Annotated in this window: 11 protein-coding genes; 7 read left to right on the forward strand and 4 right to left on the reverse strand. The window is 69.0% G+C overall.

Going from position 1 to position 13,816, the window contains the following annotated elements:
* Positions 1-13 precede the first annotated feature (13 nt).
* From BIX52_RS10905 to lptF, 3 genes are read right to left on the reverse strand one after another with little or no spacing between them, the layout of a single operon-like run.
* Positions 14-2,374 (reverse strand): LPS-assembly protein LptD, encoded by a 2,361-nt coding sequence (locus tag BIX52_RS10905; protein ID WP_075221084.1) that lies wholly within the window; start codon positions 2,372-2,374, stop codon positions 14-16.
* On the reverse strand, positions 2,375-3,490 hold the full coding sequence (gene lptG / locus BIX52_RS10910; RefSeq protein ID WP_075221085.1) for an LPS export ABC transporter permease LptG: 1,116 nt from the start codon (positions 3,488-3,490) through the stop codon (positions 2,375-2,377).
* The gene (gene lptF / locus BIX52_RS10915; RefSeq protein ID WP_075221086.1) at positions 3,487-4,656 is read right to left on the reverse strand and encodes an LPS export ABC transporter permease LptF; all 1,170 of its coding nucleotides are present in this window, start codon (positions 4,654-4,656) and stop codon (positions 3,487-3,489) included. The genes lptG and lptF overlap by 4 nt, the downstream gene beginning before the upstream one ends.
* Positions 4,657-4,867: 211 nt before the next feature.
* On the opposite strand from lptF, the gene BIX52_RS10920 reads away from it, so the two are divergent.
* The 3 genes from BIX52_RS10920 to BIX52_RS10930 are packed head-to-tail and all read left to right on the forward strand — an operon-like array spanning position 4,868 to position 7,432.
* Positions 4,868-6,364, forward strand: a complete 1,497-nt coding sequence (locus BIX52_RS10920) for a leucyl aminopeptidase (protein WP_075221210.1) — start codon at positions 4,868-4,870, stop codon at positions 6,362-6,364.
* Positions 6,365-6,367: 3 nt separating this feature from the next.
* Positions 6,368-6,976 (forward strand): glutathione S-transferase family protein, encoded by a 609-nt coding sequence (locus BIX52_RS10925; protein ID WP_075221087.1) that lies wholly within the window; start codon positions 6,368-6,370, stop codon positions 6,974-6,976.
* A gap of 9 nt (positions 6,977-6,985) precedes the next feature.
* A complete protein-coding gene (locus BIX52_RS10930; RefSeq protein ID WP_075221088.1) occupies positions 6,986-7,432 on the forward strand; it encodes a DNA polymerase III subunit chi in 447 nt (148 codons plus the stop codon).
* Between the two features lie 292 nt (positions 7,433-7,724).
* On the opposite strand, the gene BIX52_RS10935 is transcribed toward BIX52_RS10930, so the two are convergent.
* Positions 7,725-8,930 carry a glycosyltransferase family 4 protein gene (locus BIX52_RS10935; RefSeq protein ID WP_157956246.1) on the reverse strand — a complete coding sequence of 402 codons (1,206 nt, stop codon included), beginning with the start codon at positions 8,928-8,930 and terminating at the stop codon, positions 7,725-7,727.
* Here BIX52_RS10935 and BIX52_RS10940 point away from each other — a divergent pair.
* The 4 genes from BIX52_RS10940 to lpdA all read left to right on the forward strand — a co-directional run bounded on the left by BIX52_RS10940 (position 8,929) and on the right by lpdA (position 13,698).
* Positions 8,929-9,612: a trypsin-like serine peptidase gene (locus tag BIX52_RS10940; protein WP_083660182.1), complete on the forward strand. Its 684-nt coding sequence runs from the start codon at positions 8,929-8,931 to the stop codon at positions 9,610-9,612. The two genes, BIX52_RS10935 and BIX52_RS10940, sit on opposite strands and share 2 nt — an antisense overlap.
* A 167-nt stretch (positions 9,613-9,779) precedes the next feature.
* Positions 9,780-11,969, forward strand: coding sequence for a glycine--tRNA ligase subunit beta (gene glyS / locus BIX52_RS10945; protein WP_075221091.1), 2,190 nt, complete (start codon positions 9,780-9,782; stop codon positions 11,967-11,969).
* A 35-nt stretch (positions 11,970-12,004) separates the two neighbouring features.
* The gene (locus BIX52_RS10950) at positions 12,005-12,289 is read left to right on the forward strand and encodes a cupin domain-containing protein (protein WP_075221092.1); all 285 of its coding nucleotides are present in this window, start codon (positions 12,005-12,007) and stop codon (positions 12,287-12,289) included.
* Positions 12,289-13,698, forward strand: coding sequence for a dihydrolipoyl dehydrogenase (gene lpdA / locus BIX52_RS10955; protein ID WP_075221093.1), 1,410 nt, complete (start codon positions 12,289-12,291; stop codon positions 13,696-13,698). Before BIX52_RS10950 ends, lpdA begins: the two co-directional genes overlap by 1 nt.
* Positions 13,699-13,816: the final 118 nt, after the last annotated feature.

Below are 13,816 nucleotides of genomic sequence, written 5' to 3' on the forward strand. Positions count from 1 at the left end.
GCCGCAATTGGCGTCAGTTATCAAGTCCGGTGGCGATCGTGCCGTCGCCGATGGTCCTGAGGCCGACGCGGAAGAAGAGCGTCCGGTCGACCGGTTCATCCGGCGATCCGCCATGGTCCTCGGCATAGGCGAGCGAGACCGACATGGAGTCGTCGTCATAGGCGACGCCCATGCCGTCACGGATGAGGTCCTGATCCTCGAGGTCGTAGCGCAACTGGCCGAAGACCCGGACCCGGTCGAACACGCGCACGGAGGCGGCGCCGTGGAACTCGGACCGGTCGTCGGTCAAGCCGAGGTCGGGCTGAGCGGCCAGGAAGGCGTAGACCATGCGCGTCGACACCGGGCCGAGGCGGGCGGAGGCGGAGACTTCGGCGCGTTCCAGGTCCAGCGTCGACTCGTCGAACCGGCCCTTGGCGGAGACGCGGAAGCCGCCGTTGGTGTCGAAGGTCAGCGCCGCCACGAGGTCGGAGCGGTCGCTGCCGAGGCCGGAATCGCCGGTCGAGTCGAGGATGTCCGGCACGCGGTAGGAGTTGCGCCCGCCGAGGTGGTAGGTCTGGCCGACCATCGCGCTGAGGAAGGCGCCGGAATAGGTCTGCACCGTGTAGCGCATGCCGACCGTGCCGCGGATGCCGCCTTCCACCCGGTCGTAGCCGGAGAAGCGGGACGGGCCGAACAGGTTGGTGTCGTCGAACACCACCGACTGCGCGTCTTCGTTCGGCAGATCGCCGATATAGGTCTCGTTCGGGCGCACGATGATTTCGGCGATCGGCTCGATCGTCTGCGTGCCCCAGTTCGCGGCGATCAGCCACGGCCAGCGGTAGAGGAGGCCGGCGTAGGGCATGGCGCGGCCGATCACCGGGTCCTCGGTCAGCGCGTCGACATTGTGGTCGCGGTTGTCGACGAAGAAGACGTCGCCGCGCAGGCCGGCATAAGGCGTCAGCACTTGGCCGAGCGGGGCGATGATCTGCTTGCGCCACGTCGCCTCGGCGCTTCCCCGCGTGAAGGTGCCTTCCACGCCGCGGAAGCGCGGGGTCAGAACGCCGTCCACCATCGCGCCGAACGCATCGGTCTCCTGACGCGACAGGGAGGTGAGGTTGAACTTGTAGGCGAGCTCTCCCGACAGGACGGCGCCGTCGTAAACGCCCTCATAGTCGATCGCCGGATGCACGTAGGCCTGTTTTCCCTGCAGCTTCGAGCCGACGTCGGAGAAGGGGGCGGGCGGGTTCAGGACGTCGCCGGAGGAATAGTCCTCCTGCAGGATGCGGAAGGCCCACATCCGCGCCTCGAAATGATTGCGCTCACCAAAGCCTTCCAGGAACAGCGTCGTCGGCGCGGTCAGCGCATCGCCCGAGGTCTGCTTGTAGTCCGACAGGTAGCGGCGGTCCGTCGAAACGGTCGACTCCCAGCCCCAGCGCCACATCGGGTTGAGGTAGAATTCACCGTTGGTGGTGACGGAGCCGCGCCATTTGCGGTTGCCGCCCGCCTCCTCGAACGCATCGGGGTCGAGCTGGTAGATGCCGGTGCCGCGCACCATGAAGTTGCCGCTGGCGAGTCGCTGACGATACTCGATGTCGCCGAACAGGCCCTGGCGCGTCAGCGGGGTGGCCGCCACCGTCACATCGGCGGAGGGCCCCAGCGTCTGGAAATAGGGAACGCGCACGCCCGCGCCGAGGAGGTTGGAGGCGACGAAGGTCGGCACCAGGAAGCCGGAGCTGCGGCGCACCGTGGGGTCGGGGATGGAGAAGGTCGGCAGCACCGCCACCGTCTGGCCGAAGAGGTCGAACTGCGCCTTCTCGAAGGTCAGACGCTTGTCGGTCTCGTTGTAGATGACGCGGCGGGCCTGGATCTGCCAGGTGGGCGCTCTCTCGGGCCGGCGGCGGCAGGTGTAGCAGGCGGTATAGCCGGCATCCTCGAACACGGTCACCGCGCCGGACCGCTCGGCGCTGTTGGCGGCGAGGCGCGTGCGGTAGATCGTGTCGACGCGAAGGCCCCTGAGGAACCCTTCCTTCATGTCGTCGCTGAGCGTGACATATTCGGCGAAGACGATGTTGCCTTCCGGCTCCTCCAGCCGTGCCCCACCGGTCGCGAAGAAACGGTCGGTCGCCTTCTCGTAGACGACGCGGTTCGCGAAGAGCTGGTAGCCGGCATATTCGATGAACACGTTGCCGGTGGCGACCGCGTTGCCGGTCTGCGTGTCGTAGATCAGCTCGTTGGCTTCCAGCAGCAGCGGCTCGTCCTGCTGTTGGAGGGCGGCGACGTCCTGGAACTGTGCCGCGGCCGGCGAAAGGCTGGCGCTGGTGAGGAGCGCGCCGGGGAGGGCGAGCGTGCCCGTGAGGGCGAGGGCGAAGAGAGTGCCGAAGCGGGACCGACCCATCTAGCCGTCCTCGCTGTAGAGCAGCGCGGTGGCGCCGAAGAGGGTGGCGGCGAGGCCCGGCATCCAGGCGGCGAGCAGCGGCGGCACCGCACCCGCTTCGCCGAGGTCCGAGGCGACCGCGGAGGCGATGTAGAGCGTGAATCCGGCGACGACACCGCCGACAACGGCGCGCGTGACACCGCCGAGGCGCACCATGCGAAGCGAAACCGATGCGGCGATCAGCACCATGGCGGAGAGGAGAAGAGGGCGGGCGAGAAGCATCTGGTACTGAAGCGCGAAACGATGGGCGGGAAGGCCGGCGCGCTCGGCAAGCTGGACCGCCGCAGGCAGGTTCCAGAACGAGATCGCGTCCGGCCGGGCGACCGCCTCGCGCACCTCGATCGGGGTGAGGGCGGTCGGAAGGTCGACGATGAGGTCCTCGGTGCGGTTGCCGTCCGCATCGTAGCGGGCGACGCCCAGCATGCGCCATGCGCCGTCGCCGAGGGTGGCCGTATCGGCTTCGAGGCGGCCGATGAAATGCTCCTGCCGGTCGAACAGGTGCGCTTCCACGTTGTAGAGCGTGAGGCCGTCCGCCGATGCGGCGCCCGCATGCATGATCGACGGTCCGTCCGAGCCGTCCTGGCGGAACCAGATGGAGGACCCGCCGGTCAGCGTCAGCGCCTCCTTGCCGCGCACCTGGGCGACCAGCTCGTCCGACCGCTCGCGCCCGGCGGCGGAGATCGGGTTGTAGAGCGTCGTCGTGACGATGCCGATGCCGGCCACCACCAGCACCGCCGGGGCGACGAACTGCCAGGCCGAGATGCCGGCGCCGCGCATCACCGCCAGCTCCAGCCGCCGGTTGAGGGCGAGGAAGGCGAAGATCGCCCCGAAGAGCACGGCGAAGGGGAGAAATTCTTCGGTGAGCGAGGGCGTCTTGTAGAACGAGGCCAGGACGGCCGTCGCCGCGCTGAATGTATCGCGGTCGACCGTGCGGCGGATCAGCTCCACCGCGTCGGCAAGGAAGATGATGAAGGTACCGAGCACGAAGAAGCCGACGATCCAGCGCAGGAACGTCATGCCGATATAGACCGCGAGGACGCGCCCTGTGCCGATCCCGCTCACCCCCAGCGCGCTCATGCGGCAGCCCCTTCGCGCGGCTTGGCGAGCCGCCCGGCGAGGGAGACCAGGGCGTGGGCCCAGCGCTCGTGGAAGGTGATCTGACGATCGCTGAGGATCATCAGGAAGGCCGCGGCGCCGATGACGGCGAGGAGCACATAGGACATGTACGCCATCGCCGGGGTCTGCTCGGCCGCCAGCAGCGTGCCGTAGACCGAGGCGCGGATGGCCGCCACCGCGATCCCCGCGGCGATGATGCCCGCCATGCGCCCCTGCCGGTGCATCCGCGGATCACCCACGAAGAGGAAGACGACGAGCGCATAGACGAACGGGGCCAGCGGCTGCGACAGGCGGTCGTGCACCTCAATCGCGAATTGAGGCTCGCGGCCGGCGCGGTAGGTGTCGTCCTCCGTCGCGGGGGCGAGAAGCTCGAACAGTGTCCGCTCGGACGGGCGGAAGGTGGTCTGCACCGGCCCGGAGTTCAGCGCCGACAGGTCGAAGGCGTAGGCGTCGAACGCGACCACCGTCAGCTCGTCCGATGGGCGTTCCATCCGCTGCACGCTGCCGTTGGTCATCACCAGGAGGACGTTGCCGTCGGTCTCCACCACACGGCCCGTTTCGGCGAGATAAGTGACGTCGCTGGACGCGGACCGGCGATCGTCGAGCACCAGCCCCGTCAGCGTTCCGTCGGCCAGCCGGTCGCGGATGTGGACGGTCATGCCGTCGTCGATTTCGATGAACCGTCCAGGCTGGACGATGGACGAGACCACGTCGGCGCGGATCTCGGTGATCATCACCCGCGCTTTGGCAAGGCCGAGCGGGCCGAGATAGAAGGCCCCCGCCGCAACCAGCAGCGCGCAGACCGTGGCGGCCACCATGGCCGGGAACAGGAGCCGCATCCGGCCCGCGCCCGCCGCGCCGATCACCACCAGCTCCGAATCACGGTTCATCGTGTCGTAGACGACGACCATGGCGATGACGAAGGCGATCGGCGCCAGAAGCGTGACGAGGTAGGGGACGGCGAGGCCCGTCAATTCGAAAAAGGCCAGGAAAGCCTGACCCTTGGCCGTCACCAGGTCGAGGCGCTGCAGAGCCTGGGTGGACCAGATGATTCCGGTCAGCACCAGGAGACCCGCCGGGAACAAGGTCAGGATCCGCTTTGCCGTATACCAACTGATGAGCGGCATCCACCTTCCACACGCGAACGATTCGACACAGCGGCCCTGATGATGGACCCGATCACAATCGGCCTACACCATGGTTCCACAGGGTTGAAGTTTCGTGTCGCCCTTAACGTCAAACAAGCGCCGATCGTGGCGCCGATGCCGCACTTCCTCCACCTGTTGTCTCAGAGCCACAAACTGGATTACCTCCGAGGGAATTGCTGAAAGGACCGCGATCGTGAGTGTGCCGACCATCCAGTTCCGCCCCGTGGAGTTGCCCGCCTCCGGGACGCTCGTCGTGTTCGCCGCCGACGGGATGACCCTGGGCGAGAGCGCCCGCCGCGCCGACGAGGCCAGCGACGGCCTGATCACCGCCGCCGCCGAGGCGCAGGGCTTCAAGGGCAAGCGCTTCGCAACGTTGACGATTCCTCTGCCACGCGGTCTCTCCGCACGCGCCCTCGTGGTGGTCGGCCTCGGCGATGTGGCCAAGCTTGGCGAGGCGGATTGGGCCAAGCTCGGCGGCACCGTCGCAGGCGCGCTTCCCTCCGGCCCCGACACCGACGTGACCGTCTTCGCCGAAGGCCCCGAGGGCGCGCTGACGGCCGAGCAGGCCGCCGACATCGCCCTCGGCATCGTCCTGCGCTCCTACACCTTCGACATCTACAAGAAGAAGCCGTCCGACGAGCCGGATCCGGCCCCCCGCGCGGTGACCCTCTGCGTCGCCTCCACCGCCGCCGTCGAGGCGCGCTGGCAGGCCGTGGAGGCGATCGCCGCGGGCACCATGGCCGCCCGCGACCTCGTCAACGAGCCGGCCAACGTCCTCGGCCCGGTGGAATTCGCCGCCAGAGCCGCGGCGCTCGCCGATCTCGGCGTCGAGATCACCGTGATGGAGCCCGCCGAGCTCGAAGAGCTGGACATGAAGATGCTGCTCGGCGTGGCGCAGGGCTCCGAGCGCCCGGCCCGCGTCGTTCTGATGCAGTGGAAGGGCGGGGCCGAAGGGGCCGCGCCGGTCGCCCTCGTCGGCAAAGGCGTGGTGTTCGACACCGGCGGCATCTCCATCAAGCCCGCGGGCGGCATGGAGGACATGAAGGGCGACATGGGCGGCGCCGCCGCTGTCGTCGGCACCATGACCGCCATCGCCAAGCGCAAGGCAAAGGCGAATGTCATCGGCATCATCGGCCTCGTCGAGAACATGCCCGACGGCAAGGCCCAGCGCCCCGGTGACATCGTGCGCTCCAAGTCCGGCCAGACGGTGGAGATCATCAACACCGACGCCGAAGGCCGCCTCGTCCTCGGCGACCTGTTGACCTACACGATCGACCGCTTCTCGCCCGCCGTCACCATCGACCTCGCGACGCTGACGGGCGCCATCATCGTCGCCCTCGGCCACTTCCACGCCGGGCTCTACGCGACCGAGGACGACACGGCCGCCAAACTCCTCGCCGCCGGCACCGCGACCGGCGACCAGGTGTGGCGCATGCCGCTCTCCAAGGACTATGACGGCCTCATCGATTCCAAGGTGGCCGACATGAAGAACACCGGCGGCCGCTCCGCCGGGTCGATCACCGCCGCACAGTTCCTGAAGCGCTATGTCGGCGAGACCAACTGGGTCCACATCGACCTTGCAGGCACCGCGATGGGCGGGCCGACGACCGAGATCAGCCGCACCTTCGGCTCCGGCTGGGGCGTGCGTCTCCTGGAGCGCTACATTGCCGACAACTTCGAGGGCTGAGCGGTGAAACTCTACTCCAAGACGCTCTCACCTTTCGGTCGCACCGTGTCCATCGTCGCCCTCGAGCTGGGGCTGGCGGAGGACATCGAAGAGATCGACACCACGGTGAAGCCGACCGCGCCCAACACCGCGTTCCAGGCGTTGACGCCGATGCGCAAGATCCCCGCGCTCGCCACCGACGACGGCCTCGTCCTCACCGATTCGCCGGTGATCGTGGACTATCTGTGCGCCCGTGTCGGTGATAAGCGCGTGCTCGGCCGTGGCACCCCGGCCGAGTGGAAGATCCGCGCCGACTATGCCCTGACACGCGCCGCCACCGAGTGCGCCGTCGCCGGCCGCTACGAGACCGCCGTGCGCCCCGCCGACAAGGTGTGGGACGCCTGGGTCGACGATCTCGCCGACAAGGTCCGCGCCGTCCTCGCCGTCCTCGAGGCGGCGCCGCCCGACCACGGCGGTGCCCTGACGGTGGCCGACATCTCCCTCGGCGTGCTCCTCGAATATCTCGACGGGCGCTATGGCGGGCTGTGGCGGGCGGATCATCCGAACCTCGTCGCCTGGCTGGCGCCGCTGTCGGCCCACCCGTCCTTCGTCGCCACCAAGCCCACATTCTGACCAGGCGCCGTGGCCGAGGTCCTGTTCTATCACCTGGAGCGGCAGCGCCTGGAAGACGTGCTGCCGACCCTCCTGGAGCGGACCCTCGCCCGCGGCTGGCGCGCCGTGGTCGAGGTCACCGAGCCGATGCGCTGCGACGACCTCGACCGCTTCCTGTGGACCTTCCGTGACGACAGCTTCCTGCCGCATGGCATCGCCGACGCCAACGCCGCCGAGCATCCCGTCGTGATCCTCACCGGGCCGGACAACCCGAACGGCGCCAACGTGCGCTTCCTCGCCGACCGCGCCGAGCCCGGCGACATCACGGGGTACGACCGTGTGGTGATGCTCTTCTCCGCCGACGATCCCGACGCCGTCGCCGCCGCCCGAGGCTTCTGGAAGCCGTTGAAGGCCGCCGGGCATGAGGTGACCTATTGGCGTCAGTCGCCCTCCGGGGCGTGGGAGAAGAAGGGGTAGGGCGCTCCGGAACTCACCAGGGAACAGTGGGCCCGCCTGTTCCCCGAAGCCGTCCATCGCTGATTGAGCCCTGAAGCCGATGCGGCACCGCCGCAAGGCACGCTTCGCTCTACGGCCTTGCGGCGGCACCGCATCGACTTCCTGTCGGGCTCAGCGATGGACGGCTCCGGGGAACAGGCTGCGGCGGGGCCTGTCCGCCAGGTGGGGGCGCGGCAAGATGGGGTGCGGCGAGGCGAGGCGCGGCGCAGCTCGGGCGAGGGGGCGGCCTCGGCCTTGTGGGAGAAAGGCCGTGTCAGTCGTTGCGCTTCGGCCGGTGGGCGAGCTCGGTTAGCGCGGCCGTCATCTCCTCGAAATAGTCGTCCCAGGTGCGCGGCGGCTCGATGAGGGCGATCTGTTGGTCGCGCACCTCGTCGTCCATTGCGAAGGCGCGGATCGTCTCCGCCCAGGCCGGCCCGTCGAGCGGCGACAGATACGTTCCCGCCGCCCCGCCGACCTCCCGGTGGGCGGCGATATCGCTGGCGATCACCGGCACCCCCATCGAATGAGCCTCGATGATCGGCAGACCGAACCCCTCCGTGAAGGACGGCGTCAGAAGGGCGCGCGCATTGGGGATGTGTGCCGCCACCTGCGCGTCCCCCAGCGGCCCCGTCACCGTCACGTTGCCCGCCAGCGCGTCCGCCCTGTCGATCAGCTCCAGCGCCGTCTGGTCGTTGCCCCGCCGGCCGATGACGATGAGCCGCGGCGCATCCCTCTCCCCCGCGAACTCACGCCAGATGTGCAGGAGGAAGGCGAGGTTCTTCCGCCGGTCGATCGAGGAGAGATGGACGAAGGTCGGCCGGTCGTAGGCGATCTCGCTCGTCGCCACCGGCAGGCCCGGCCCCGAGTGGATCACCGACGACGTGAAGCGCGGCGTGCCTGTGCGCGTCAGCAGCTCGTCCAGCGCCGCCTGCGACACGGTGAACACGTGGTCCGCCCGCGCCTCCAGCGTCTCCAGGCGCTTGTAGTGGAGCTGCGTGGCGCGGCGGCTGTCATATTCGGGATGCGTGATCGGGATGAGGTCGTGCAGCAGCACCGCGAACGGACCCGGCAGCCCGGCGAACCTCTCCGCCACGTCGAGCCCGTCGTGGCCGACATTCAGCGTCACGTTGGGCCGCCCCTCGGCGTCGAGCGGTTTGGCACCCATCTGCGCGGCGATGCGCTGCAAGGTGCGTTCGGCGGCGATGAACTGGCCCTTCACGCCCCAGCCGTCGGCCATGAACTGGCGCGGCTTGCCATCCGACCAGCGCGCCATCAACGTGTCGTGGATCTTGGCGTAGGCGGATGGGCGCAGCATCATCAGCCGGTTGCCGATGCGGGTGACCGGGCGCGCCTCGAACGCCTCCTGCCTCAGCATCCAGTTGGCGAAGCGCATTTCGATCCGGTCGATGCCGGTCGGGCCGCCGAAGAATTCATAGCGCCGCACCAGGCGGGACACGTCGAGGAAGAGGATCGGTCGCATGGACGGGCAGTGCCGCCACGCCGCGCGGGCGTCAAGATGGGCGGGACGCCAATTCGCGGCGGTGGTGCTTGCGGCGATGCTGCTGGTCGGCGGCGGTGTCGCGGCGCAGGAGGGGGCGCCGGCCCCTGCCGCCGCAGCGCCCTCCGCCGCCATCGGCCGCCTCAACTTCGCGGGGTTCCGCGACACGCGGCACTGCACCATGTTCGCCATCGGCCCGCGCACCGTCGTGACAGCAGCCCACTGCCTCAGGGGCCAGGACCCCGCCGAAGGGCACCTCCTGTTCGGCTATGCGGCGATGGCGTGGGCCGCCCACCTCGCGCCCCTATCGGCCCACGACCTCGGCAACGACGTCGCCGTCCTCTGCCTCTCCGAACCCGCCCCCGCCGTGCTGCCGCTGGGGCCGGACGCCGATCCCGCCCCCGGCACACCTCTCGCCGCCATCGGCTACGGCATGCCCGTGCGGCACCGCCAGACCCGCAGCGACTGCCCGCTCGCCCGCACCGGCCGGACCGGGGAGGGCCGGGCGATGGTTCTCGCCTGCCCGCAGGCCCCCGGCGCCTCGGGCGGCCCTGTTCTGGGGCCGGACGGTGGCGCGATCGCCGTCATCAGCGCCACCACCCGCACCGAGGTCGTCGCCATGCGCATCCCGCCGGAGGCCGCGGCCGCCTGCACCGGCGGCTGAGCGCGGGGCAGCGACGGCGGCGCTACGAAGCCGCCCCACCGCGGGGACGGGCAGGCCGCGCACGCCCGTAGGGGCTTTCGCCGCGCCGGTCCTGGTGGTAGGCGACCCGGACCGGTAGCGCTGAGCGCCACCGGCATGCGCCCGCAGACCCCAACAACGCCCGGCCGATGCCCGAACTTTTCGTCGAACTCCTGTCCGAAGAGATCCCCGCCCGCATGCAGCGCCGTGCGGCCGAGGATCTTCAGCGCCTCGTCACCAACGCCCTGGTGGATGCCGGCCTCACCTACGAAGGCGCCTACGCCACGGCGACCCCGCGCCGGCTGGTGCTCGCCGTCACCGGCCTTCCCGCCCAGTCGGCCGACAAGCGCGAGGAGCGCAAGGGCCCCCGCGTCGGCGCGCCCCAGAAGGCGCTCGACGGCTTCCTGCGCGCCGCCGGCCTCGCCTCGATCGACGAAGCCACAATCGAGTCCGACCCCAAGAAGGGCGACTTCTACGTCGCCAAGACGCTGGTGCCCGGCCGCCCGGCCATCGCCATCTGCGCGGAAGCCATCGCCGACGCGGTGAAGAAATTCCCGTGGCCCGTCACCATGCGCTGGGGCGAGGCCGAGCCCGGCGCCATCCGCTGGGTGCGCCCGCTCACCTCCATCCTCGCCACCTTCGGCACCGAGAACGAGGACCCGGACATCGTCCCGGTGGAGCTTCCGGGCGTCCCGGTCGGCGACACCACGGTCGGCCACCGCTTCCACGCCCCGGACCGTTTCCGCGTCCGCCGGCTGGAGGACTACAAGGCCAACCTGGAAAAGGCCTTCGTCGTCGTCGACCAGGACCGGCGGCGCGACCAGATCCTGCACGACGCCAAGGACGCCGTCTTCGCCCTCGGCCTGGAGCTCGTCGAGGACGACGCGCTTCTGACCGAGGTTGCGGGGCTGGTGGAATGGCCCGTCGTCCTCGTCGGCCGCTTCGAGGAGGCCGCGCTGGCGCTGCCCGACGAGGTGATCCGCCTGACGATCCGCGAGAATCAGAAGTGCTCCGTCACGCGCGATCCGGCCACCGGCCGCCTCGCCAACGCCTTCATCATCACCTCCAACCTGGTGGCGGACGACGGCGGCACGGCGATCATCGCCGGAAACGAGCGCGTGGTCCGCGCCCGCCTCGCCGACGCGCGGTTCTTCTGGGACGAGGACATGAAGAAGCGCCTCGCCGTCCATGCCGAGAAGCTGGCCACCGTCACCTTCCACGAGAAGCTGGGCACGCAGGCCGACCGGGTGGAGCGTATCAAGGCGCTCGCGATGGAGATCGCGCCGGTTCTGGGCATCGACCCGCATTATGCGGCCGACGCCGCCGCCGTCATCAAGGCCGACCTCGTGACGGGCATGGTGGGCGAGTTTCCTGAGCTTCAGGGCTACATGGGCCGGCACTATGCCGCCGCCCACGGTGCGCCCGAGGACCTGTGCGCCGCCATCGAGGAGCATTATCAGCCGCAGGGGCCGAACGATGCCGTTCCGACGGCGCGCCTCTCCGTGGTGCTGGCGCTCGCCGACAAGGTGGACCAGCTCGTCTCCCTCTGGGCCGCAGGCGAGAAGCCGACCGGCTCCGGCGACGCCTTCGGCCTGCGCCGTGCCGCACTCGGCATCATTCGACTGGTGCTCGACAATCAGATCCGCCTGCCGCTCGACGACGGTGCATTCAAAGGCGTTCTCAACGATGCGTGGAAGCTTTGGGGCGGCTCGGACCTCGACAACGCGTGGCAGGCGATTGCGGCGAGAGACAATGATCCGGCCACTCCCCGGGGGGCGTCGGAACGAGGAATTGACAAGGCGCGCGGCCCCGTGGGCGAACTCGCCGACTTCATCGTCGACCGCCTCATCGTCCAGCAGCGCGACGCGGGTGTGGCGGCAGACACCGTGCGCGCCGTCCGCTCCGTCGCGACCACCGTCGATCTCGTCGACCTCGTCAACCGCATCGCCGCGCTGAGCGACTTTCTCGCGACCGACGACGGCGCCAACCTGATGGCCGGATACCGCCGCGCCACCAACATCCTGAAGGCCGAGGAGAAGAAGGACGGCGTCGCCGAGACCGCTGCCCCCGACCGCGCCGCCCTCGTCGAGCCGCAGGAAATCGCCCTGTTCGACGCCGTGGCCGAGGCCCGCACCGCCGTCGCCGCCAAGGTCGCCGCCGAGGACTATGCGGGCGCGATGTCCGCCATCGCCGCACTGCGCGCCCCCGTCGACGCCTTCTTCGAGGCGGTGCTGGTCAACGCCGACGACCCGACCTTGCGCGCCAACCGACTGCGCCTTCTGGCCGCGCTGCGCGACACCACCCGCGAGGTGGCGGACTTCTCCGCAATCTCCGGCTAAGCTCGCGCCGCCACGAGACCGAGAGATGACCCGAGATGACCTATCCCGCCGCGACCGCTGAGGTGCAGATCGACGAGCCTCATGTCCGCGTCACCCGGTGGACCTTCGCCCCCGGCACCGCCACCGGCGCCCACGTCCACGAATATCCCTACGTCGTCGTGCCGGTGATCCCCGGAACGCTGACCATGGTGGACGACAAGGGCGAGCACCCGGCCGAGATGAAGCTCGGCGTCAGCTATTCACGTCCCAAGGGCGTCTCCCACGATGTCGTCAACACGTCCGACGGCGTCGTCGCGTTCATCGAAATCGAGATGAAATAATGGCCGACACTTACGACGTTCTCATCATCGGCTCCGGCCCCGGCGGCTACGTCACCGCCATCCGCGCCGCCCAGCTCGGCCTCAAGACGGCGGTGGTGGAAAAGTCCCACCTCGGCGGTATCTGCCTCAACTGGGGCTGCATCCCCACCAAGGCGCTGCTGCGCTCCGCCGAAGTCTACGACCACTTCAAGCACGCCAAGAACTACGGGCTGGAAGCGAAGGACTTCACCTTCGACATCGCCAAGGTGGTGGAACGCTCGCGGGGCGTCTCCAAGCAGCTCAACACCGGCGTCGGCTTCCTCTTGAAGAAGAACAAGGTCGACGTCATCTGGGGCACGGCGAAGATCGCCGCCGCCGGTAAGGTCGAGGTGAAGGCCGCCGACGGTGCGCCGAAGGGCGCCAAGGGTGCGGGCACCTACGCCGCCAAACACATCATCGTCGCCACCGGGGCACGCCCCCGCGTCCTGCCGGGCCTGGAGCCCGACAAAGACGCCATCTGGACCTATTTCGAGGCGATGGTTCCGAAGGAGGTGCCCAAACGCCTCCTCGTGGTCGGCTCCGGCGCCATCGGCATCGAGTTCGCGTCCTTCTTCAACTCCATGGGGTCCGAGGTCACCGTGGTCGAGGTGATGGACCAGATCCTTCCCGTCGAAGACGCCGAGATCTCGAAGATCGCCCAGAAGCAGCTCGAAAAGCAGGGCCTCAAAATCCGCCTCAACGCCAAGGTGGCGAAGGTGGAGAAGGGCAAGACCCTGAAGGCCACCATCGAGGCGGGCGGCAAGTCCGAGGTGGTCGAGGTCGACAAGGTGATTTCCGCCGTCGGCGTGGTCGGCAACATCGAGGGGCTGGGGCTGGAAGAGCTGGGCGTGAAGACGGAGCGCGGCTGCGTCGTCATTGACCCCTTCGGCAAGACCAACGTTCCGGGCATCTACGCCATCGGCGACGTCGCCGGCCCGCCGATGCTGGCCCACAAGGCCGAGCACGAGGGGGTGATCTGCGTCGAGGCGATTGCCGGCAAGCACCCTCACGTGATGGACAAGGCCAAGATCCCCGGCTGCACCTATTGCCACCCGCAGGTCGCCTCGGTCGGGCTGACCGAGAAGAAGGCCAAGGAGGCGGGGCGCGCCGTCAAGGTCGGCCGCTTCCCCTTCATCGGCAACGGCAAGGCGATCGCGCTCGGCGAGCCGGACGGCCTGGTGAAGACCATCTTCGACGCCACGACGGGCGAGCTTCTGGGCGCCCACATGGTCGGCGCGGAAGTGACCGAGCTCATCCAGGGCTTCGTGATCGCCATGAACCTCGAGACCACCGAGGAAGAGCTGATCAACGCCGTCTTCCCGCACCCGACCCTGTCGGAGATGATGCACGAGAGCGTGATGGACGCCTACGGGCGCGTCATCCACAGCTAGAGCGAGCGAGAGGTTGCCCGGCGCCGCTTATATGCCGGGCAACCTGTGCACAAACGCCATTCAAGACTGAACTCCGCAGCGCTCCCATGCGTTCAGGCTCCATACACGCCCCGTCATC

Origin of the sequence: Acuticoccus yangtzensis (genome assembly GCF_001927245.1) — a bacterium.
GTDB classification, from domain to species: domain Bacteria; phylum Pseudomonadota; class Alphaproteobacteria; order Rhizobiales; family Amorphaceae; genus Acuticoccus; species Acuticoccus yangtzensis.

What these genes read in the sequence shown, in the direction of transcription:
- BIX52_RS10905 (WP_075221084.1), bottom strand. Translation starts at nt 2,374, where the DNA reads ATGGGTCGGTCCCGCTTCGGCACTCTCTTCGCCCTCGCCCTCACGGGC.
- lptG (WP_075221085.1), bottom strand. Translation starts at nt 3,490, where the DNA reads ATGAGCGCGCTGGGGGTGAGCGGGATCGGCACAGGGCGCGTCCTCGCG.
- lptF (WP_075221086.1), bottom strand. Translation starts at nt 4,656, where the DNA reads ATGCCGCTCATCAGTTGGTATACGGCAAAGCGGATCCTGACCTTGTTC.
- BIX52_RS10940 (WP_083660182.1), top strand. Translation starts at nt 8,929, where the DNA reads ATGGACGGGCAGTGCCGCCACGCCGCGCGGGCGTCAAGATGGGCGGGA.
- BIX52_RS10935 (WP_157956246.1), bottom strand. Translation starts at nt 8,930, where the DNA reads ATGCGACCGATCCTCTTCCTCGACGTGTCCCGCCTGGTGCGGCGCTAT.
- glyS (WP_075221091.1), top strand. Translation starts at nt 9,780, where the DNA reads ATGCCCGAACTTTTCGTCGAACTCCTGTCCGAAGAGATCCCCGCCCGC.
- BIX52_RS10950 (WP_075221092.1), top strand. Translation starts at nt 12,005, where the DNA reads ATGACCTATCCCGCCGCGACCGCTGAGGTGCAGATCGACGAGCCTCAT.
- lpdA (WP_075221093.1), top strand. Translation starts at nt 12,289, where the DNA reads ATGGCCGACACTTACGACGTTCTCATCATCGGCTCCGGCCCCGGCGGC.